General features: G+C 73.5%; 5 protein-coding genes. 2 read left to right on the top strand and 3 right to left on the bottom strand.

Annotated elements, in window-relative coordinates; all coding sequences use genetic code 11:
* Positions 1 to 2 precede the first annotated feature (2 nt).
* Together IE277_RS40410 and IE277_RS40405 are read left to right on the top strand one after the other, a co-directional pair.
* Positions 3 to 770: an ABC transporter permease gene (locus IE277_RS40410; protein WP_189958722.1), complete on the top strand. Its 768-nt coding sequence runs from the start codon at positions 3 to 5 to the stop codon at positions 768 to 770.
* 79 nt (positions 771 to 849) lie between these two features.
* A complete protein-coding gene (locus tag IE277_RS40405) occupies positions 850 to 1,626 on the top strand; it encodes an FkbM family methyltransferase (protein ID WP_189958721.1) in 777 nt (258 codons plus the stop codon).
* Between the two features lie 102 nt (positions 1,627 to 1,728).
* Here the strand turns inward: IE277_RS40405 and IE277_RS40400 are convergent, their stop codons facing one another.
* From IE277_RS40400 to IE277_RS40380, 3 genes are all read right to left on the bottom strand, one after another.
* A complete protein-coding gene (locus tag IE277_RS40400; RefSeq protein WP_189958720.1) occupies positions 1,729 to 2,787 on the bottom strand; it encodes a ketoacyl-ACP synthase III family protein in 1,059 nt (352 codons plus the stop codon).
* Between the two features lie 66 nt (positions 2,788 to 2,853).
* Entirely contained in the window at positions 2,854 to 13,251 is a 10,398-nt protein-coding gene (locus tag IE277_RS40395; protein ID WP_189958719.1) for a type I polyketide synthase, read from the bottom strand.
* Positions 13,252 to 13,315: 64 nt separating this feature from the next.
* Positions 13,316 to 22,916 (bottom strand): type I polyketide synthase (locus IE277_RS40380; protein ID WP_229882348.1); only part of this gene is annotated, 9,601 nt, incomplete at its 5' end.

Here is a 22,916-nt window from a genome sequence, read left to right as displayed (position 1 = left end):
CCATGTCCGCACCCCTCGCGACCTTCCGCTCCGAGTGGGCCAAGCTCACCACGGTGCGCTCCACGGCGTGGACGCTGTTCGCGGCCTTCGCCGTCACCGTCGCCTTCGGCACCCTGGTGAGCGCCCTGTCCAACGCCCGCTACGACGACCTGTCACAGCAGGAGAGGCACGCCTTCGACGCCGCCGGAACCAGCTTCACCGGCGGTGTCCTCGGCCAGCTGGCGATGATCGCGTTCGGCGTCATGGTGATCGGCGCCGAGTACAGCACCGGCATGATCCGCAACTCGCTGGCGGCGGTGCCGCGGCGCGGGGTCTTCTACTTCGGCAAGCTGGCGGTGGCCACCGGCGTCGCTCTCGTCGTCGGCCTGGTCACCAGCTTCGTGACCTTCTTCGCCGGGCAGGCCGCGCTCGGCTCGCACAGCACCACACTCGGCGCGCACAACGTGCTGCGCGCGACGCTGGGTGCCGGGCTCTACATGGCGCTGATGGCCGTGATCTCGATGGGCGTGGCCACCATGTTGCGCAGCTCCATGCTGTCCATGGGCATTCTCATGCCGTTCTTCTTCCTCGTCACGCAGATCCTGTCCTCGGTACCGGGCGCCAAAAAGGTCGCGCACTACCTTCCGGACCAGGCGGGTACGGCGATGGCGCGGGTGGTGCGCGATTCCGATGTGCCCTACGGACCGGGCGGCGGCCTCGTGATCATGCTGGTGTGGGTGGCCGCGGCGGTGCTGGGCGGCTATCTGGTGCTGCGCAACCGGGATGCCTGAGCAACTCGTCCAAGTCTAGGAAATTGCTGGTGTTCCGCGGGGCACACTGGGCAGCAATCCACGGCTCAGGGAGCACTTCATGACCGACATCAGGTCAGTTCAGGTCGCTGACGGCGTTTCGTTCTTCGTGCCGCAGACGGAGGGCGCGCTGTTCTCCGAAGTCGACTTCATCTACAACGAGATATTCGTCGAGCGCACGTATCTCAGGCACGGAATCCAGCTATCCGATTCCTCGCGGATCGTGGACGCCGGCGCGAACGTGGGACTCTTCACCCTCTTCATGAAGCAGGAGTTCCCCGGCGCGAAGATCCTGGCGTTCGAGCCGATCCCGGCCATTCACCAGGCGCTGCTGGAGAACCTGGACAGCCACGGCGCGAAGGACGTGGAGGTGGTGCGCTCGGCGCTGGGCCGTCGGCACGAGGAGCAGGTCCGCTTCACGTTCTATCCCGCCCTGCCCGGCAACTCGACGCGGTATCCGGAGCAGAAGAAGGTCGGGCAGGAACTGACGGTGGAGCAGATCGGCCAGGAGGCCCTGGACCGCATCATGGCCGGCGTCGAGGTGGAGGCGGAGGTGAACCGGCTCTCCGACATGCTGCGCACATGGGCGCCCGAGGGCCCGGTCGACCTGCTGAAGATCGATGTCGAGGGCGCGGAACTCGAGGTCATGGAGGGGCTGGACGCGGCGGACTGGCAGCGCGTGCGCCAGGCGGTCGTCGAAGTGCAGGACCTCGACGGCCGCCTGGACGCGGTGCGCGGCATCCTCGACGCGCAGGGCTTCACCGTGACGGTGGAGAACGCCGCGCACCTGCCCGAGGTCTTCCGCTATTCCATGGTGTACGCCAGGCGCGAGCGCTGACGCTCCGCCGCCTTTCGCCACAGAAGACCCGGCACCTCGTCCTCGGGGTGCCGGGTCTTTCGCTGCCCGGGAAGCCGGCGCTGCGGCTCGGTGGGGCGCCGTTCAGGAGACCGGCTGCTCCCGTGCCCAGGCCGGGAGGTCGAGGATGGTGAGGACGGCCGAGGTCGACACCCAGCCGGACGCCGACGTGGTCATGAGGATGTGGTCGCCCGGGGACAGCAGCCCGTTGAGGAGCAGGTGGTTGAGGGAGACCGCCATGTCGCAGGCGCCCATATGGCCGTACTCCTTGCCGAAGTCCCAGGTGGAGCGGGACATCGGCAGGCCCAGCGGCTGCATCTTCATCTGGTCGATCATGCGGGAGTCGCTGTTCGCGGCCACCACCCACCTCAGGTCCGAGGCGTTCAGCCCCGCGTCCACCAGCGACCGGTGCACGATGTCCAGCTCGAAGTCGCGGATCATCTCCATGCACTTGTCGAGTGCCATCACATGCTGGTTGAAGTAGGCCAGCAGCTCCATCGTGCCGGACGCCTTGCGCTGTTCCCCGCGGAACGGCAGCAAGGACTCCTCGCCGCGGTGCCACTGTTCCAGTTCCGGCAGGGTCCCGGAGTTCACCGCGCGCAGCGCCGCGAACCCTCCTTCGCCGCTGAGCAGGACGGCGGCGCCACCGTCGCTGGCGGTGAACCCGGTACCGAACCCCGTCCACCGGTCGATCAGCGGACTGGTGAAGTTCTCCGCCGCCGTCACCAGCACGGTCTCGGCCCCTGCGGCGCCCGTCAGCTGGCCGACGGCGACCTCGATGCCGGCCAGCAGGCCGTTGGAGTGCTGGCGCACGTCCGTGCTGGCCACCCCGCTCGCGCCCAGCTCACGCAGCACGTAGCCGGGCGGGTAGAACCCCTCGGGACCGTGCTGCACGGCGGTGCAGTGGACGTGGTGGTCGAGGTCCTCCACGTCGGTGCCGGACCGGCGGAACGCCTGGCGGGCGGCGAGCACCGCCATGTCCAGCGCCGGCAGGTCGTCCGCGATGTAGGCGGCGGTGAGGCCGGTGCCGTACTGGACGGAGTACTCGTCGTAGAGCCCTTCCCGCACCGCCTGCTCGACGCTCACCCACCGGTCCGGGATGTAGGCCCCGACCGTGTCGACATAGACGCCGTCCGTCTTCATCTGTGGTTCTTCTCCTTGGCTGTCGGGGAACTGCTTGGGTGAGGTGCGGTGCGGTGGTGGCCGGTGTCACGGGCGCAGGAGTTCGTCCTTGAGGTGCGCCGCCAGCCGTCCGGGGGTGTCGACTTCGAACAGCAGGGCTGCGGGCAGTCGCAGTCCGGTGGTCTCGCGAAGCCGGTTGCGCAGGGCGAAGGCGGTGAGCGAGTTCAGGCCGATGTCCCGGAAGGCGCGGGTGGCGTCGACGGCCTCGGGGGACGGGTAGTCGAGCACCGCGGCGACGTCCGTACGGACGAGGTCCATGAGGACGGCGTCGCGTTCGGCGTCGGCCAGAGGGGCGAGGCGGCGCCGGAGCATGCTGAGGGTTCCCGCGCTCCCCCGCTGCCCCACCCGGCGCCGGGCCGGTGCTCCGGCCAGGCCGCGCAGCGGCGCCGGCAGGTTCCCGTGGCCGGATCCGTCGGCGAGGGCGGCGGCGTCCGGGCGGAACAGGACGGCGGTGGGGGCGTCGAGGGCGCAGGCTAGGTCGAAGAGGTCGAGGCCTACGGCCCGGGGCAGCCGTGCCACGCCCGCAAGCGCGCCGCTCGCCACGCCACCCTCGAGCACGCCGCTCGCCTCGCTGTTCCCGATGTCCCACGGTCCCCACGCCATCGACATCCCCGGCAGCCCCGCGGAACGGCGACGCAGGGCGAGAGCGTCGAGGAAGGCTCCCAGCGCGGCCTCGATGCCCCGTCCGGCGGCCCCCAGCGTGCCTGCGGCGGACGAGAGAAAAACCAAGGGAGCTGCCATGGCAGACATTTGATGCTCCGTCAGTTCGGCGAGGTTCAGGGCCGATCGCAGCTCCTGCTCCAGGAGCTTCTCCGCTGCTTCCCCGTGCTCGGGAAGCTCTGTCGTGTGTACGACGGCGGTCAGCGGGTGTCCGGCAGGCACCGACTCCACCAGCGCGGCCAGCGCCTCCCGGTCGGCCGGGTCACAGTCCGCAACGGTCACCTCGGCGCCCAGCGCGGTCAGTTCCGCCGCCAGCCGGGCGGCCCCTTCGCCGCCCTCCGGGGCCGCGAGCAGCAGGCGGCACGCACCTCGCCGGGCAACCAGGTGCCGCACCACCGCAGCGCCGACCGGCCGGGTCGCGCCGGTGACGAGGACGGTGCCCGACGGATCCGTCGGCAGGCCCACGCTGCCTGCCGGAGCCTGCACGGGGGCGAGCCTCGGCACGTGCACGGCGCCCCGGACGAGGGCCAGTTGCGGCTCGGGCGTGGCCAGCGCGGCCGGCAGGGCACGCCAGGAGGCGCGGGTCCCGTCCAGGTCGGCCAGGACCAGCCGGCCGGGGTCGACCAGCTGTACGGAGCGGATCAGGCCCCATACGGCCGCCGCCGCCGGGTCCGGTGCCCCCGCGCCGTCGACGGCGGTGAGCGAACCTCGGGTGAGGAACACCAGCCGCGCGTCGGCGAACCGCTCCCCGGACAGCCATGCGCCGGCCAGTTCGGAGGCGTGGCCGACCGCTTGGGCCACGGCAGTGTCCGCCGGCTCGGGCGCACAGCCGACCAGCACCGCGTCGGGCGCGGCCACGCCGGAGTCCACCGCCTTCGCGAGGGCGCCCAAGGTGGCGTACGCCTCGGTGTAGACGCCCGCCTTCATCAGGGCCGACCGGGCGCCCAGCGGGTCGGTGCCGACGAGCGCCCAGCGGGGTTTGTCCTTGGGGTTCTCGTATGCCGTCTCGGGCCAGTGCAGCCGGAACAGCGGGCCGTGCTGCGCGGTGCGGGCACCGGTGAGCCGTGCGGGGTCGGCGGGGCGGAGCCGGACCTCACCGATCGATACGACGGGCAGGCCGGTGTCGTCGGCCGCCTCCACGGCGACGGTTTCGATGCCGGTTTCGGTGTCGGTGCCGGTCCGGGTCAGCCGTACTCGCAGGGTCGAGGCGCCCTCGGCGTACAGCGCCACCTGGTGCCAGGAGTCGGGCAGCGGCATGTTCTGCGGGTCGGTCTGGTCCTGTGTGAGGGCGAGGGTGCGCAGGGCGGTGTCGAGCAGGGCCGGGTGCAGGGCGTAGCCGACGCCGTCCGACCGCTGTACGGCGGTCAGCGCGACCTCGGCGAACACGTCGTCGCCGTGCCGCCACAGGCCCAGCAGACCGTCCGTCTCCGAGGTGGGCAGGCCGGCGAGGTCGACCGGTTCCGCTTCGGCGGGCGGCCAGAGTTCCAGGTCGAAGGAGGCCGGATCGCCGCCGGAGCACAGCACCGCGCGGGCATGGCGGATCCAGGGGGTGCCGGGCAGGGCGCCTGCCGGCTGGGAGTACACCCGCAGCATCCGCTCCCCCGACCCGCTGGTCTCGCCGACGGTCACCCGCAGCCGTAGTTCGTTGTCCTCGGGCAGGACCAGTGGTTCGTCCGTGGTCAGTTCGGCGATCCGGTCGCAGCCGGCCCGGTCTCCGGCCTGGACGGCCAGTTCGAGCAGGAGCGACCCGGGCACCGTGACCGTGCCGGACACCGTCTGCCTGGCAGCCCACGGGTGGGTGGCGCTGGACAGGTGTCCGGTCAGCAACAGCCCGCCTGTCTCGGGCAGTTCGACGACCGAGTCCAGCAGCGGTTGCCCGTCCGCCGCCCGTTGCGCCGATCCGGCGGGCGGCGTGTGCCGGCTTGGAGCGGCGGGCATCCAGTAGTGGCGGCGACGGAAGGCATACGTGGGCAACGGCATCCGGCGGGCTCCGGTGGGCGCGAACACGGCCGCCCAGTCGATCTCGACGCCCCGGACGTGCAGGTGGGCGAGCAGAGCCGTCAGGTCGAGGCCGTCCGGGCCGGACAGCGGCAGCAGGTCCGCCTCCTGGTCCGTCCCGGGGTGACCGGCATCCGGCTCCCCGCCAAGGACGACCATCGTGCGGTGCCCACTGTCGAGCAGAGCCCGCAGCGCCTCCTCGAACCGGCCGGATCCGCCCTGAGCCAGGTCCGCGGCCCACTGTCCGGCGTCGGTCTCCTCTCCCGCGTCCAGCCATCCGCCGGTCGAGGCTGAGCGGAACGGCACCTCGGCGGGCGCGAACCGGACCGCCAGCGCGCTCTCCTTTGTCGTACGGCTGTGATGGACAGCCAGCCGGGCGCCGGCCTCCGAGGAGAGCAGCCCGGCGGCGCAGGCGGCCGCGATCTCGCCGTACCCGTCACCGGTCACCGCCGCGGGCTCGATGCCGTACGAGCGCAGCAGCGCGGTCAGGGCGACGGCCACCGCCCAGCCGAGCGGCCGGGCGATCTCGGGCCGCCGCTGCCAGTCGGATGCGGTGCGGCCGGCCAGGACGTCGGCGGGGGCCCAGTCGACCAGGGGGGACAGGGCCCGGCCGCAAGCCGTGAGCGTGTCGGCGAACACCGGGGCGGAGTCCGCCAGAGCGGCGGCTGCGCTCGCCGTCCATCGGGCGTCGGGCGACAGGAAGGTGAGCACGACGGGTGGCCGGTCCGAGCCGGTCCCGGCGGCCGCGCTGATGACGGAGGCGTCGGGCTCGGTGCCGTCCGCCAGCGCCTTCAGGGCGCGCAGGGCCGTGTCGTGGTCGGTGACGGTGAGCACGGCGCGGTGTTCCAGCGCGGACCGGGTGGTGGCCAGCGACAGGGCCACGTCGTGCAGCCGGGCCGTCGGCTCGTCCGCCAGGAAGGCGTGCAGCCGGGCCGCCTGTCCGCGCAGCGCCACCGCGCTGCGCGCGGACAGCGGCAGCGGGATGCGACCGGCCGACGCATCGACAGAGGTGTCGGTGCCGCCGCCTGCGTCTTCTCCGTCCCGTGGCGGCTCTTCGATGATCACGTGCGCGTTGGTGCCGCTGATACCGAAGGAGGACACGCCGGCCCGGCGCGGGCGGTCGCCGCGCGGCCAGGCCACGTCCTCGTGCAGCAGTTCCACCGCGCCCGCGGACCAGTCGACGTGCGGGGTGGGCCGGTCCGTGTGCGGGGTGCGGGGCAGCAGGCCGTGCCGCATCGCCATGATCATTTTGATCACACCGCCGGCCCCGGAGGCCGCCTGGGTGTGACCGATGTTGGCCTTCATCGAGCCCAGCCACAGCGGCCGTTCACGGTTCTGCCCGTAGGTGGCGAGGAGCGCCTGGGCCTCGATCGGGTCGCCGAGCGGGGTGCCCGTGCCGTGTGCCTCCACGGCGTCCACGTCGGCCGCGGTGAGTCCGGCGGAGGCCAGCACCTGGCGGATCAGTCGCTGCTGGGCCGGCCCGCTGGGGGCGGTCAGCCCATTGGAGGCGCCGTCCTGGTTGATGCCGCTGCCCGCGATCCGGGCGAGCACGGTGTGGCCGCGCCGCCGGGCGTCGGAGAGGCGTTCCAGGAGCAGCAGGCCCACGCCCTCGGCCCAGTTGGTGCCGTCGGCGTCGGCCGAGAACGGCTTGCACCGGCCGTCGGCGGCGAGGGTGCGCTCGCGGCTGAACGCCACATAGGGGTCCGGCTGCGACATGACCGCCACCCCGCCGGCCAGCGCCAGGTCGCACTCCCCGGCGCGCAGCGCCTGCGCCGCCAGGTGCAGGGCGACCAGCGAGGACGAACAGGCGGTGTCCACCGCCACCGAGGGGCCCTCGAGCCCGAACGCGTACGACACCCGTCCCGCGGCCACGTTTCCGGCGGTGCCCATCTGCATGCCGGACGCGTAGTCGTGGTAGGTCACGCCCGCGAACACACCCGTGCGGCTGCCCTTGAGGGAGACCGGCGCGATCCCCGCCCGCTCGAACACCTCCCAGGCCGTCTCCAGCAGCAGCCGCTGCTGCGGGTCCATGGCCAGCGCCTCTCGGGGCGAGATACCGAAGAGTTCGGCGTCGAACTCGCCGGAGTCGTACAGGAATCCCGCCTCGCGGACGTAGGTGGTGCCGGGGCGGTCGGAGTCCGGGTCGTACAGCGCGTCCAGGTCCCAGCCACGGTCGGCGGGGAAGGGGCCCAGCCCCTCGGCGCCCGTGGCGACCAGCCGCCACAGCGCTTCCGCGGAATCCACTCCGCCGGGGTAACGGCAGCCCATGCCGACGATCACCACCGGGTCGTCGTCGGGTACGGCGGCAGCGGGGCGTGCCAGGGCGCCGTCGCTGTCGTTGTGTTCGGCGTCCAGTCCCAGTGCCGTGACCAGGTGACGGGTCAGGGCGCCGGAGGTCGGGTGATCGTAGACGAGGGTGGCGGGCAGGCGCAGTCCGGTCTCCTGGCCGAGCCGGTTGCGCAGGTTGACGGCGGCGAGGGAGTCGAAGCCCAGTTCCTTGAACGGCTTGTCCGAGCCCACCAGGTCGGCGCGGTCGTAGCCGAGCAGGGCGGCGACCTGGCCGGTGACCAGCTCGGCCACCGCCCGGTGCCGACGCGCGCGGGGCAGGGCGGCGAGCCGGCGGGCGAATCCGCCGCCCTGCCCGGCCGCGGTGGCGGCGTCCCGGCGGACGGTGACCCGCAGCAGTCCGCGCAGCAGCGACGGCAGCTCACCGTTCTGCGCGTGGGACCGCAGGGCCCCCGTGTCGAGCCGCATCGCCAGCAGCAGCGCCCGACCGGCGGCCGTGCCGCTGTCGAACAGGGACAGTCCGTGCTCCGCGGAGAGCGGGATGACGCCCCGGGCGGCGGTGCGGGCCGTGTGCGTACGGTCCAGGGTGGCCGTCATCCCCGCGGACCGCTCCCAGGGTCCCCACGCCAGTGAGGTCATCGGCAGTCCGGCGGCGCGGCGGTGCTGGGCGAGGGCGTCGAGGAACGTGTTGGCGGCCGCGTAGTTGGCCTGTCCGGGATTGCCGAGCAGGCCCGCCGCGGAGGAGAACACCACGAAGGCGGACAGAAGTTGATGCTTCGTCAGCTCGTGCAGGTGTGCCGCGGCGGACACCTTGGCGGCGAAGACCGTGGTCAGGCGCTCCGGGGTGAGGGAGGTGAGCAGGCCGTCGTCGAGGACACCGGCGGTGTGCACGACCGCGGTGACCGGGTGCTCGGCCGGGACTGAGGCGAGGAGGGCGGCCAGGGCGGCGCGGTCGGCGACATCGCACGCCGTGACCGTCACCTCGGCGCCGAGCGCGGTCAGTTCCTCCCGCAGTGCGGCCGCCCCCGGTGCGGCGGGCCCGGAACGGCTGACCAGCAGCAGCCGTCGTACGCCGTGCCCGGTCACCAGGTGCCGGGCGGCCAGGGCGCCCAGTCCGCCGGTGCCGCCGGTGACCAGAACCGTGCCGTCCGGCCCGAACGCCGCTGCCGTCTCCTCCGGCTCCTCGGCCGGGCGCGCCGCACGGACCACCCGGGGTGCCAGCAACGCGTCGCCGCGTACGGCGATCTGGGGCTCGTCGTCGCGTACGGCGGCCGGGGGAAGGGCGTCGGCCCTGTCACGGTCGACGAGCAGGAAGCGGCCGGGGTGCTCCGACTGGGCCGTGCGCACGAGTCCCCAGACGGGGGCGTGCGCGAGGTCGGTTACGCGGTCGTCGGCACCGGCCGCCACGGCGTGGTGGGTGAGGACCGCCAGCCGGGCGGCGTCGAGGCGCTCGTCGGCCAGCCACTCCTGCAGGGTGGTCAGGACGGCCGCGGCGGCGTCCTGGGCCGCGGCGGCGAGGCCCGCGCTGTCGGCGGGTCGGTCGGTGGAGCCGACCGGCAGCAGCACTGTCGCGGGCAGTGCGGCGCCGTCGTCCAGGGCCGTGCGCAGGGCGGCGAGGTCGTGGTGGGCGTGGACCGGCAGGCCCTGCGCGGTCAGGTGAGCCTCGAGAGCCGTACCGTCCGGTCCCAGGACCACCCAGCCGCCGTCCTCGCGGCCGCCAGCGCCAGCATCGGTGGTCCGGCCGGACGCCGGCGTCCACTCCAGCGTGTACAGCCCGTCGACCGGCCCGTCCGTGGCGAGGTCCGCGACGGGAACGGAGGTCAGGGCGACGGAGCCGACGGTGGCCAGGGGCCGTCCTTCGGTGTCCGTCAGACTGAGCCGGACACGGTCCGTGCCCGCGCCGGTGACCTGCAGTCGTGCGGCACCGGCTCCGGTCGCGTGCACGGTGACCCCCTGCCAGCCGAGCGGCAGCACGATCCGGCTCCCGCCCGGCTCGGGCACGGCGGACAGGGCGGTCTGCACGGCCGCGTCAAGGAGTGCCGGGTGGAGGCCGAAGGCCCCGGGGTCCTGGTCGCGCAGTTCGTCCGGGACGGCGAGGTCGGCGAAGAGGTCGCCGCCGCGACGCCACAGGGCGCGCACACCGCGGAAGGCGGGACCGTAGGAGTGGCCGTGCAGCGACAGCAGTTCGTAGAGGCCGTCCACGTCGACCGGCTCGGCGTGCTCGGGAGGCCAGACTCCGGTGGCCGGTGCGTCCCCGGCGGGCCCGTCGGCCGTGCCCAGTGTGCCCTCGGCGTGGCAGCGCCAGGGCTGGTCGCCCTCGGCGTCGTCCGGCCGGGAGTGGACGGTCACCGTGCGCCGTCCCGTGTCGTCGGCGGCGCCGACCAGGATCTGCATCCGCACCGCTCCCCGGCGGGGCAGCGGCAGCGGCTCGCGCACGGTCAGCGACTCCAGGACCGTGCAGCCGGCCTCGTCGCCGGCCCGGACGGCCAGTTCGACGAGGACCGACTCGGGCAGCAGCGTGGTGCCCGCCGTCTCTCGGTCGGCGAGCCAGGGCCGGGATCGGGCGGAGAGCCGGCCGGTGAGCAGGATGCCGCCGGCGTCGGCGAGTTCGACGGCGGCGCCGAGCAGCGGGTGCCGGGCGGCGCCCAGGCCCGCGGCGTGGATGCCGGCGGGGCCGGACGACGCGGCGGGCAGCCAGGCGCGGCGCCGCTGGAAGGCGTAGGTCGGCAGCGGCTCCGAAGGTGCGGGCGCGGTGGCGGTGCCGCCGGCCGTGCCGGTTCCGGTTCCGGTTCCGGTGAGGAGGCCGGCCCAGCCGACGGCGGCGCCGCGCGTGTGCAGGGCGGCGAGGGCGGTCTCGAAGGCCCGGGTACCGGGCTGGTCCTTGTGCTGGGCCGGGACGGCGAGCACCTCGTCCTCGGACGGCAGGCTCTGCGCCGCCAGGGCGGACAGGGTGCTGTCGGGGCCGAGTTCCAGACAGCGCGTGACGCCGAGGTCGGTCAGGGTGCGGACGCCGTCGGCGAAGCGGACGGCGTGGCGGACGTGCCGCACCCAGTAGTCGGGGTCGGTCAGTTCGTCGGGGTCCGCCGGACGGCCGGTGAGGTCGGAGACGACGGTCAGCCGCGGCGGGTGGTACTCCAGCGACTCGGCGACGCGGCGGAAGTCGCTCAGCATCGGTTGCATCAGCGGTGAGTGGAAGGCGTGGCTGACGCGGAGCGTGGTGGCCCGCCGGCCCCGCGCCCTCACCTGCTGCGCGATCTGCTCGACATCGGCGGCGACTCCGGCGATCACGGTGGCGCCCGGTCCGTTGACGGCGGCGATCCCGGCCCGGTCGGCGCGCCCCTCCAGCAGGGGCAGCACCTCGGCCTCGGGGAGTTGCAGGGAGACCATGGCACCGCCCTCGGGCAGCGCCTGCATCAGCCGCCCGCGAGCGGCGACCAGCCGGCAGGCGTCGGCCAGGGACCACACCCCCGCCACGTGGGCTGCCGCCAGCTCGCCGACGGAGTGGCCGAGCAGCACGTCGGGGCGTACGCCGAAGGACTCGGCGAGCCGGAACAGGGCGACTTCCAGGGCGAACAGGGCGGGCTGCGCGTACTCGGTACGGTTCAGCAGGTCGGGGTCCGTGCCGAACACGACGTCCCGCAGCGGCCGTTCGAGGGTCGTGTCGACCTGGGCGCACACCTCGTCGAAGGCGTCCGCGAACACTTCGTACGCCTCGTACAACTCCCGTCCCATGCCGAGGCGTTGGGAGCCCTGGCCGGCGAAGAGGAAGGCGGTCCGGCCGGTCTTGGCGGCGGATCCGGTGACCAGGCCGGGCCGTGCGTGACCGGCGGCCAGGGCGTCCAGGCCGCGCAGCAGCTCGTCCCGGTCGGTGCCGAGCACCACGGCCCGCTGTTCGAACACGGACCGGGTGGTGAGCAGCGCGGCGGCGGTGCGCGCCGGATCCGTCCCGGGGCGGGAGCGTACGAAGTCGGCGAGCCGCCGGGCCTGTTCGCGCAGGGCGACAGGGGTGCGGCCGGTGACCATCCACGGCACGGCCGCGGACGGCAGGCGCAGGACCGGCGGCACGGGAGCGGGGGTGTCCGGGTCGGCGGCCGGCTCCTCGGGGGCCTGTTCGAGGACGACGTGGGCGTTGGTGCCGGAGACACCGAAGGCGGACACACCCGCACGCCGCGGTCGGTCCCCGTCCTGGGACCAGTCGGTGGTCTCGTGGAGCAGCCGGACGGCGCCGGTCGTCCAGTCCACCCGGGACGTGGGTTCCTCGGCGTGCAGGGTGGGCGGCAGCGTCCGGTGCCGCATCGCCAGGACCATCTTGATGACACCGGCGACACCCGCGGCAGCCTGGGTGTGCCCGATGTTCGACTTCACGGAGCCCAGCCACAGGGGCCGTTCGCGGTCCTGGCCGTAGGTGGCCAGGAGGGCCTGTGCCTCGATCGGGTCGCCCAGCGCCGTACCCGTGCCGTGCGCCTCGACGGCGTCGACATCGGCGGGTGTGAGGCCGCTGCCCGCCAGTGCGGAACGGATCACTCGCTGCTGGGAGGGGCCGTTGGGGGCGGTGAGGCCGTTGGAGGCGCCGTCCTGGTTGACGGCGGTGCCGCGGACCACGGCGAGCACCGGATGCCCGCCCCGGCGGGCGTCGGACAGCCGCTCCATCACGAGCACGCCGACGCCCTCACCCCAGCCGGTGCCGTCGGCGCCCTCGGCGAACGCCTTGCACCGGCCGTCCGCGGCCAGGCCGCGCTGCCGCGAGAACTCCACGAAGGCGCCCGGTGTCGACATCACGGTCACGCCACCGGCCAGGGCCAGGTCGCATTCGCCGGTGCGCAGTGCCTGGACCGCCAGATGCAGGGCGACCAGCGACGACGAGCACGCGGTGTCGACGGTCACCGCGGGCCCTTCGAGGCCGAGCACGTACGACACCCGGCCCGACAGCACGGAGGCGGTGATGCCGGTGGTCAGGTGCCCGTCGGACTCCTCGGGCCGGCCCAGCATCAGCGCGAGGTAGTCCTGGCCGTTGGTGCCCGTGAACACGCCGGTCCGGCTGCCGCGCAGGGACCCCGGCTCGATGCCCGACCGCTCCAGCGCCTCCCACGAGGTCTCCAGCAGCAGCCGCTGCTGGGGGTCCATGGTCATGGCCTCGCGGGGGGAGATGTCGAAGAACGTCGAGTCGAACAGGGGGGCGTCGTAGAGGAAGGCTCCCTGGCGGGCGTACGTCGTACCGGTGCCGCCCGCCGCGTCGAAGATGCCGTCGAGGTCCCAGCCCCGGTCGGCGGGGAAGTCGGCGACGGTGTCACGGCCCTCGGCGAGCAGCCGCCAGAACTCCTCGGGAGTGTCGGCTCCGCCGGGGAAGCGGCAGCCGAGGCCGACGATCGCGACCGGCTCCTGACGGCTCGCCTCGACGTCATGAAGGCGCTGGCGGGTCTGCCGGAGGTCGGCCGTCGCCCTTTTCAGGTAGTCCCGCAGCTTCTCTTCATTGCTCGCCATCGTGCCCCATTTCCTTGCCTTCCTCGCAAAGCCGTGCGTGGACCCCGTCGCCGGAGCCGGGTGGTCAGGAGGTTCCGAGTTCCTTGTCGAGCAGCTCGAACATCTCCTCGTCCGTCGCCACATCCAGTTCCGCGACCGCGTCGTCCGTCTCGTCGGCGGCGTCGGCGCCGGTCCACATCGCCAGCAGTTCCCGCAGCTTCGCCGTGATCTCCGGGTGCGGTTCGCCACCGGCCCCGGCCTGAGCCGCGAGGGCCTCGGCGAGCCGGTCGATCTCGGCGACGACACCGGCTTCCCCGGCCGAGTCGCCGTCGGGGCCGGCGAGTTCGGCCTCCAGATACCGGGCGATGTCCACGGGTGCGGGGTAGTCGAACACCAGGGTCGCCGGCAGCTTGAGGCCGGTGGCCGCGCCGAGCCGGTTGCGCAGTTCCACAGCGGTCAGCGAATCGAATCCCGCCTCCCGGAAGGCGCGGGCCGGGTCCACCGCTCCGGCCTTGGCATGTCCCAGGACCAGGGCCGCCTGCTCCCGCACCAACTCGACCAGCGCCGCGGACCGTTCGTCGGCGCCGAGCCCGGCCAGCCGCTGCCGCAGGGCACCGGAGTCCGCCCCGGACACGGCGTCCGCCAGCGCGACTTCCGCCTCCGGGATCTCCCCGAACAGGGTGGTGGCGCGGCCGGCGGTGAACGCGGGAGCGAACCGCGTCCAGTCGGCCCGCGCCACGACCGCGGCCGGATCGCCGCCGCCCGCCAGCCGCTCCATCGCCACCAGTGCCAGATCCGGGTCGAGGCCCGTCAGGCCCCGGCGGCGCAGATACTCCTCGACGCTGCCGTCGGCGGCCATGCCGTCTTCCGCCCACGGCCCCCACGCCACGGACGTGGCCACCAGCCCGGCCGCCCTGCGCCGTTCGGCCAGGGTGTCCAAGTAGGCGTTGGCGGCTGCGTAGTTGCCCTGGCCCGGGGAACCGATGGCGCCCGCGAACGACGAGAACAGCACGAACGCCGACAGCTCCCGGTCCCGGGTCAGCTCGTCGAGGTTGCGCGCGGCGACGGCCTTGGCCCGCAGGACGGCCGTGAAGCGTTCCGGGGTGAGCGCCTCGACGAGCCCGTCATCCAGGACACCCGCCGTGTGCACCACGGCATCGACCGGGTGCTCGGACAGCAGCGCGGCGAGCGCGTCCCGGTCCGCCGCGTCGCAGGCGGCCACGGTCACCCGTACGCCCGTGGCGGCGAGGTCGTCGCGCAGCTGCGGTGCGCCGGGCGCGTCGAGCCCGCGCCTGCTGATCAGGACGAGGTGCCCGGCGCCCTGCGCGGCGGCCCAGCGGGCCACCCGGGCACCCAGCGCGCCCGTACCGCCCGTGATCAGTACGGTGCCCGACGGGCGCCAGCCCGCACCGAGTGCGCCGGGTGCCGTCCGGCCGAGCCGCCGCCCGAACACACCGGTCGCCCGGATCGCCACCTGGTCCTCTCCCGTGCGGCCCGTGAGCACACCGGCCAGGCGGCCCGCCGTGCGCCGGTCCATGACCTGGGGCAGGTCGACCAGACCGCCCCAGCCGTCCGGGTGCTCCAGTGCCGCGACCCGGCCGAGGCCCCACACGGCGCCCTGCTCCGGATCGGGCGCCTGGTCGGACCGGTTGACCGAGACCGCGCCCCTGGTCAGCGCCCACAGCGGGGCGGCGATGCCGGTGTCGCCGAGTGCCTGCACGAGTACGGCGGTGGCGGCGGGGCCGGCCGGCACGCCGTCACCGGCGTCCTGACCGCCGGTCGCCTCCGTGGTGTTCTCGCCGTTCGGATCGGGCAGCGCCAGGAAGGACAGGACCCCGGCGACCGGCTCCTGCCGTGCTGCCGCGGTCAGCAGCGCGCCCAGCGCGCCCCGGTCGGTGCCGGGCTCGTACACGACCCGCGCCGGCTCGGCACCGTTCGCCGTGAGACCGTCCAGGACGGCGCCGCTCCACGCGTCGTCCCGCAGCCCGGCGGGCAGGACCGCCAGCCAGCGGCCCGGCAGCGCCCCGGCGGCGACCGTGCCGAGCGGCTTCCAGCTCGTGCCGTACAGCCAGTCGTCCACCCGGGACTGCTCCCGCTGCCCGCGCCACCACGACGACAGCGCCGGCAGCAGTCCGTCCAGGGCGTCCTCGGCCACGCCGAGCGAGTCGGCCAGCACAGCGGCGTCGCCCTGCTCGACGGCCGTCCAGAATCCGGCGTCCGCACGGTCGGCGAAGCCCGCTGCCGACGGACCGCCCGGCCTGGCTCCCTCGGGCCAGAAACGCTCGTGTTCGAAGGCGTAGGTCGGCAGATCCACCACGGCCGCCCGCGTCGGGGCGAACAGGGCGGGCCAGTCGACCTGCCCGCCGTGCAGACGCAGCGACGCGACCGCCGAGAGCAGGCTCATCGGCTCGGCACGGTCCTTGCGCAGGGTCGGGGTCAGCAGCCGCTCCTGCACGTCGCCGTCAAGGCCGCCCTGGGCGAGCGCGGTCAGCGTGCCGTCCGGTCCCAGCTCCACGAACCGGGACACGCTGTGTCCGTCCAGGCGTCGAACGGCGTCGGCGAACCGGACCGGCCGGCGCACGTGATCCACCCAGTGGGCCGGGGACATCAGCTCCTCGGCCGTCGCGAGCTCACCGGTCAGCGTGGACACGATCGGTATCCGCGGCTGCTCGTACGAGAGGCTCTCGGCCACCTCGCGGAACTCGGCGAGCATCGGCTCCATCAGCGGCGAGTGGAAGGCATGGCTGACCCGCAGGGCCGTCACCTTGCGGTCCTGGGCACGGAAGTGGTCGGCCACTTCGTCGACGGCCTCGGCCGCACCCGAAATGACCACCGCCTGCGGCCCGTTGACCGCCGCGACGCCCACCCGGTCGTCGAGCAGGGACGCCACCTCGTCCTCGGTGGCCTGCACGGCGGCCATCGCGCCGCCCTCGGGCAGCGCCTGCATCAACCGGCCCCGCGCCTCGACCAGGCGGCACGCGTCCGCGAGCGACCACACCCCCGCCACATGCGCGGCGGCGATCTCCCCGACCGAGTGACCGGCGAGCATGTCCGGGCGCACGCCCCACGACTCCAGCAGCCGGAACAGCGCCACCTCGAGGGCGAAGAGGGCGGGCTGCGCGTACTCCGTCCGGTTGAGCAGATTCGCGTCCCCGCCGAAGACGACCTCCCGCAGCGCGAACGGCAGCTCCGCGTCCACCCCGTCCAAGGTCTCGGCGAAGACCGGGAACGCCTCGTACAACTCCCGGCCCATACCGAGCCGTTGCGAGCCCTGCCCGGCGAACAGGAACGCGAGGCGTCGGCCGGCGGAGCCGCCGGGGGTGCCGGCGAGGACGCCGGTGTCGTGCCCGCCCAGCGCCACGGCCCGCAGTCCGCGCAGCAGCTCGTCGCGGTCGGCGGCCAGGACCACCGCGCGATGCTCCAGCCAGGGCCGCAGCGCCGACGACAGCCCCAGGTCGCTCAGTCGCAGTGCGCGATCGGTGTCGACGCGGGCCCACAACCGTTCGGCCTGGCCGCGCAGGGCGCCCTCGGACGCGGCGGACAGGGCGATCGGGGTCACGGGCAACTCGTCGGCCGCCCCCGGTTCGGGTGTGACCGTGTCAGGGGCCTGTTCGATGATGACGTGGGCGTTGGTGCCGCTGATCCCGAAGGACGACACGCCGGCCCGCCGGGGGCGGTCCTGCGGCCGCGGCCACTCCACGTTCTCCGTCAGCAGGGTGATCTCGCCCGCCGTCCAGTCGACGAAGGGAGAGGGCTCGTCGGCGTGGAGGGTGCGCGGCAGCACCCCGTGCCGCATCGCCATCACCATCTTGATCACACCGCCGACACCGGCAGCCGCCTGCGTGTGGCCGACGTTCGACTTCAACGAGCCCAGCCAGAGGGGCTGTTGACGGTCCTGGCCATAGGTGGCGAGGAGCGCCTGCGCCTCGATCGGGTCACCCAGCGGCGTCCCCGTGCCATGCGCCTCCACCGCGTCCACGTCGGCCGGCTTCAGCCCGGCACCGGCCAGCGCCTGCCGGATCACCCGCTCCTGCGACGGACCGTTCGGCGCCGTCAGACCATTGCTGGCACCGTCCTGGTTGACCGCCGAACCCGCGACCACGGCCAGCACCCGGTGCCCGTTGCGGCGGGCGTCCGACAGCCGCTCCAGCACCAGCATGCCGATGCCCTCGGACCAGGCCGTGCCGTCGGCTCCGGCCCCGAAGGACTTGCAGCGGCCGTCGGAGGCGAGGCCTCGCTGCTGGCTGAAGTCGACGAAGGTGTCGGGCGTGGACATCACCATGACGCCGCCGGTGAGCGCCAGATCGCACTCCCCGGACCGCAGCGACTGGGTGGCCAGGTGGAGGGTGACCAGGGAGGACGAGCACGCGGTGTCGACCGTCATCGCAGGGCCCTCGAGGCCGAAGCTGTAGGCGATACGGCCGGAGTGGACGCTGCTGGTGTTGCCGGTCAGCAGGTAGCCGTCGGAGTCGTGCTCGCCCTCGCGCAGCCAGGAGTTGTAGTACTGGCCCATGACACCGGCGAACACCCCCGTGCGGCTGCCGCGCAGCGCCGTCGGGTCGATGCCCGCGCGTTCGAAGACCTCCCAGGACACCTCCAGCAGCAACCGCTGCTGCGGGTCCATGGCCAGCGCCTCGCGCGGCGAGATGCCGAACAGCCCGGCGTCGAAGGACGCCGCGTCGTACAGGAATCCGCCCCGGCGGACGTAGCTCTTGCCGAGCCGACCGGGCTCCGGGTCGTACAGCGCCTCCAGGTCCCACCCGCGGTCGGTCGGGAAGTCGCCGATCGCGTCGCCGCCCTCGCTGACCAGCCGCCAGAGATCGTCCGGCGATTCGACGCCGCCGGGGAACCGGCACGCCATGCCCACGATGACCACCGGATCGTCGTCCACGCCCTTCCCGGCGGGCAGCACGACACCCTGCGGGTCGGCGGCGTCTCCGCCGAGCGCGGTCAGCAGATGCCGGGCGAGCGCGGCGGGCGACGGATGGTCGAAGACCAGCGTGGCGGGCAGCCGCAGCCCGGTCGCCGCGTTGACGCGGTTCCGCAGTTCCACCGAGGTCAGCGAGTCGAAGCCGAGCGTCTTGAACGCCTGGCCCGGTTCCACCTCGGCGGCCGAGGCGTGGCCGAGCACCTGGGCCACCAGAGCGGACACCAGGTCCAGCAGGAACGGTTCGCGTTCGGCGGTGGGCAGGGCCGACAGCCGGGTCCGCAACTCGTCGCCGTCCGCCCTGTGCCCGCCGGTGTGCGCGGCACGCCGGGCCGGGCCGCGGACCAGGCCACGCAACAGCGCGGGAACCTCGGGGAGTTCGCGCAGTGCCGCGAGGTCCAGGTCGACCGGGAGGAGGAAGGAGAGCTCGGTGTCCCGCAGCGCGGCGTCGAGGACCGCGAGGCCCTGTTCGACGGCGAGCGGCCGTACGCCGCCGCGTGCCATGCGGCGCAGATCCGCCTCGGTCAGCTCGGCGGTCATCCCCGCGCCGGGCGCCCACGGGCCCCAGGCGAGGGAGACGGCGGGCAGTCCGAGGTGGCGGCGGCACACGGCGATGGCGTCCAAGTAGGCGTTGGCCGCCGCGTAGTTGGCCTGCCCGGCGCCGCCGAAGGTGCCGGAGACCGACGAGAACAGCACGAACGCGGCCAGGTCCAGATCACGGGTGAGCGCGTCGAGATGTTCAGTCGCGTCCGCCTTGGGACGCAGCACCGCACGCAGCCGTTCCTCGGTCAGCGACGCCGTCACACCGTCGTCGACCACACCCGCGGTGTGGATCACTCCGGTCAGCGGACGGTCGGCCGGGATCGACGCCAGCAGGGTCTCGAGCGCCCGTCGGTCGGCTACGTCACAGGCCGCGACGGTGACATCGGCGCCCAGGTCGGTGAGTTCGGCGGTGAGTTCCGCCGCGCCCGGGGCGTCCGGTCCGCGCCGCCCCGCCAGGAGCAGGTGGCGTACGCCGTGTTCGGTGACCAGGTGACGCGCGACCAGGGCGCCCAGGCCGCCGGTGCCTCCGGTGACGAGGACGGTGCCGTCCGCGAGCCGGACCGGCCGAGTGGCGGAGGGGGCGTCCGTCACGGACGGGGCCGGCAGTGACGCGGCAACGAGCCGGGGGACCAGCGGCGTGCCACCGCGGACGGCCAGTTCGGTCTCGGCGGCGAGGGTGTCCGCGTCGGCGAGCAGCGCGACCAGGGTGTCCCAGGACTCCGGTGTGCCGTCCAGGTCGGCCAGCGCGAAACGGCCGGGATTCTCGGTCCGGGCCGCGCGCATCAGGCCCCACAGAGCGGCCAGCGCCGGATCCGCCCCCTCGTCCGGCGTCACCGCCACCGCGCCCCGCGTCACCACCACGAGCCGTGTGCCCGTGAACTCGTCGGCCGCCAGCCAGTCCTGTACGAAGCTCAGTGCGGCGGCGGTGACGGCATGGGCCGCGGCGACCGAGCCCTCGAACGGGGCGTCCGCCGCACCGCTCCAGGGAAGCAGCACGGTCTCGGGGGCCGGGTCGCCGTCGTGCACGGCCCGGGTCAGCTCGGACCAGGTACGGACGGGCAGTGCGGGAAGCGCGGCGTTCGGATCGTCATCCGGGGTCAGGTGGTCCGACAGCAGGATCGTACGGCCGTCGGCGAGCGAGGCATCGTCGGCGGGAGCCGAGGACGTGGATGTGGAGGTGGAGGTGGTCGCGGTCGCGGTCGGCAGTGGAGTCCAGTCGATCCGGTACGTCCCGGAGGAGGCGGTCAGGCCCGCACCCGTCGCCAGTTCGGACGGCACCTCGCGCAGCGACAACGACTCGACGGCAGCGACCGCGTCACCGGCCGGGTCGGCCAAGTGCAGGGTCACCGCATCGGGTCCCGCCGGAGCCACCCGCACCCGCAGGGCCCGGGCCCCGGATGCATGCAGCGACAGCCCGTTCCAGGAGAAGGGCAGCCGCCCGGCACCCGCTTCACCGAGCGGGCCGAAGAGGACCGCGTGCAGGGCCGAGTCGAGCAGTGCCGGATGCACTCCGAACCGGCCCGCGAGCCCCTCATGCTCCTCCGGCAGCACGACCTCGGCGAACACCTCGTCGCCGCGCCGCCACACCGTGCGTAGCCCCTGGAACACCGGGCCGTACGCCAGCCCGGCCGCCGCGAACCGGTCGTACACGTCGGCGACGGGGCGGGGCTCGGCACCCTTCGGGGGCCACTCCGCGAGGTCGAACGCCGCGTCGGCGGTCGCCTCCGTCGTCGTGTCAGGGGCCAGCAGACCGCCGGCATGCAACACCCACGGTGTGTCGTCCGAGGCGTCCTGCGGACGTGAGTGCACCTCGACGGTGCGGCGTCCCGAGTCGTCCGCCACACCGACGGTGACCTGCAAACGGACCATGCCCTGCTCCGGCACCACCAGCGGCACCGCGATCGTCAGCTCCTCGACCCTGGCACAGTCCACGTGGTCGCCGGCGCACAGCGCCAGCTCGGCGTAGCCCGTGCCCGGGAAGACCACCGCGCCCAGAACGGTGTGATCCCGCAGCCACGGGTGCGAACGCAGCGACAGGCGCCCGGTCAACACCACTCCCCCGCCCGCCAGTTCCACAGCGGCGCCGAGCAACGGGTGTCCGGCCGCACCGAGCCCGGCGGCGGCCAGGTCACCGGGCCGGTGAGAGGCCTGCGGCCAGAACCGCTTCCGCTGGAAGGCATACGTCGGCAGCTCCACCGCGCGAGCCCCGCTTCCGGGGAAGAGAGCGCGCCAGTCGACATCGGCGCCGTGGGTGAACAGCCCGGCGACCGCGGCGAGGAAAGTGGATGTCTCGGGGCGGTCCTTGCGCAGGGCCGGTACGAGCAGTGCCTCGTCTGCGTCGTCGAGGGAGGTCTGGGCGAGGGCGGTGAGGGTGCCGTCGGGGCCCAGTTCGAGATAGCGGCCGATGCCCTGCTCGGCGAGGGTGCGCACGGCGTCGGCGTAACGGACCGGCTGACGCACGTGCCCGACCCAGTAGTCCGGCGACATCAGCTCGTCGGCGGTGGCCGCCTTGCCGGTCACCGTGGAGACGAGCGACAGCTTCGGACGCTCGTACGTCAGGCTCTCGGCGACCTTGCGGAAGTCCGCGAGCATCGGCTCCATCAGCGGGGAGTGGAAGGCATGGCTGACCCGCAGAGGTGTGGTCTTGCGGCCCTCGGTGCGGAAGTGCGCGGCCACCTCCTCCACCGCGTCCACGGCACCCGCGATCACCACCGACTGCGGGCCGTTGACCGCGGCGATTCCCATCTCGTCGGTGAGGAGCGGCAGAAGTTCGCCCTCGGTGGCCTGCAGCGCGACCATCGCACCGCCGGACGGAAGCGCCTGCATCAACCGGCCCCGCGCCGCCACCAGACGGCAGGCGTCGGCCAGCGACCACATGCCCGCCACGTGCGCGGCGGCTATCTCACCGATGGAGTGTCCGGCGAGGACGTCGGGCCGCACACCCCAGGACTCCAGCAGCCGGAAGAGGGCGACTTCCAGGGCGAACAGGGCGGGCTGGGCAAACTCGGTTTGGTTCAGCAGGTCCGCGTCCTCACCGAACACCACGTCCCGCAGGCTGAACGGGAGTTCCGCGTCGACGGCGTCGAAGGCGGCCGCGAAGACCGGGTACGTCTCGTACAACTCCCGGCCCATACCGAGCCGTTGAGAACCCTGCCCCGCAAAGAGCAACGCCGTCTTCCCGGCACGCGTCTGCGCACCCCGTACCAGCCCCGGCGCCTGGTCGTCGTCCGCCAACGCCCGCAAGCCTTGCAGCAGTTCCTCCTGGTCCGCCGCAAGCAGCACGGCACGATGCTCCAGCGTGGAACGCGTCGTCGCCAGCGACAGCGCGACATCACGATGCGACAGCCCCGAATCGGACGACAGCCACGCCGCCAGCCGCTCCGCCTGACCCCGCAACGCCTCCGCACTCGCACCCGACACCACCACCGGCACCCTCACCGGCCCGGACGACGCCTCAACCACCTCCACCGACACCTCGGGAGCCTCTTCGAGGACGACGTGAGCGTTGGTGCCACTGATACCGAAGGACGACACACCCGCACGACGGAAACGGTCCTCCGACCGCGGCCACACCACACTGTCGGCCAGCAGGGTGACCTCCCCCGCCGCCCAGTCCACGTGCGACGACGGCTCGTCCACATGCAAGGTGCGCGGCAGCACCCCGTACCGCATCGCCATCACCATCTTGATCACACCACCCACACCGGCAGCCGCCTGCGTGTGACCGATGTTCGACTTCAACGACCCCAGCCACAACGGCCGTTCACGGTCCTGGCCATAGGTGGCCAGCAGCGCCTGCGCCTCGATCGGATCACCCAGCGGCGTCCCCGTGCCATGCGCCTCCACCACGTCCACATCGGCCGGCTTCAGCCCGGCACCGGCCAGCGCCTGCCGGATCACCCGCTGCTGCGACGGACCATTCGGCGCCGTCAGACCATTGCTCGCACCGTCCTGGTTCACCGCCGACCCCGCGACCACCGCCAGCACCCGATGCCCCTTGCGCCGGGCGTCCGACAGCCGCTCCACCAGCAGCAGACCCACACCCTCCGACCACGCCGTACCATCCGCGCCGTCCGAGAACGCCTTGCACCGACCATCCACCGCCAGCCCCCGCTGCCGCGAGAACTCAACAAACATCTCCGGACCCGACATCACCGTCACACCACCGGCCAACGCCAGATCACACTCACCCGCCCGCAGCGCCTGCACGGCCAGA

It is taken from the genome of Streptomyces alanosinicus (assembly GCF_014650595.1).
Classification (GTDB): Bacteria; Actinomycetota; Actinomycetes; order Streptomycetales; family Streptomycetaceae; genus Streptomyces; species Streptomyces alanosinicus.
Note: the sequence above shows the minus strand (reverse complement) of the source record. Positions and strands in the feature narration are given on the sequence as shown.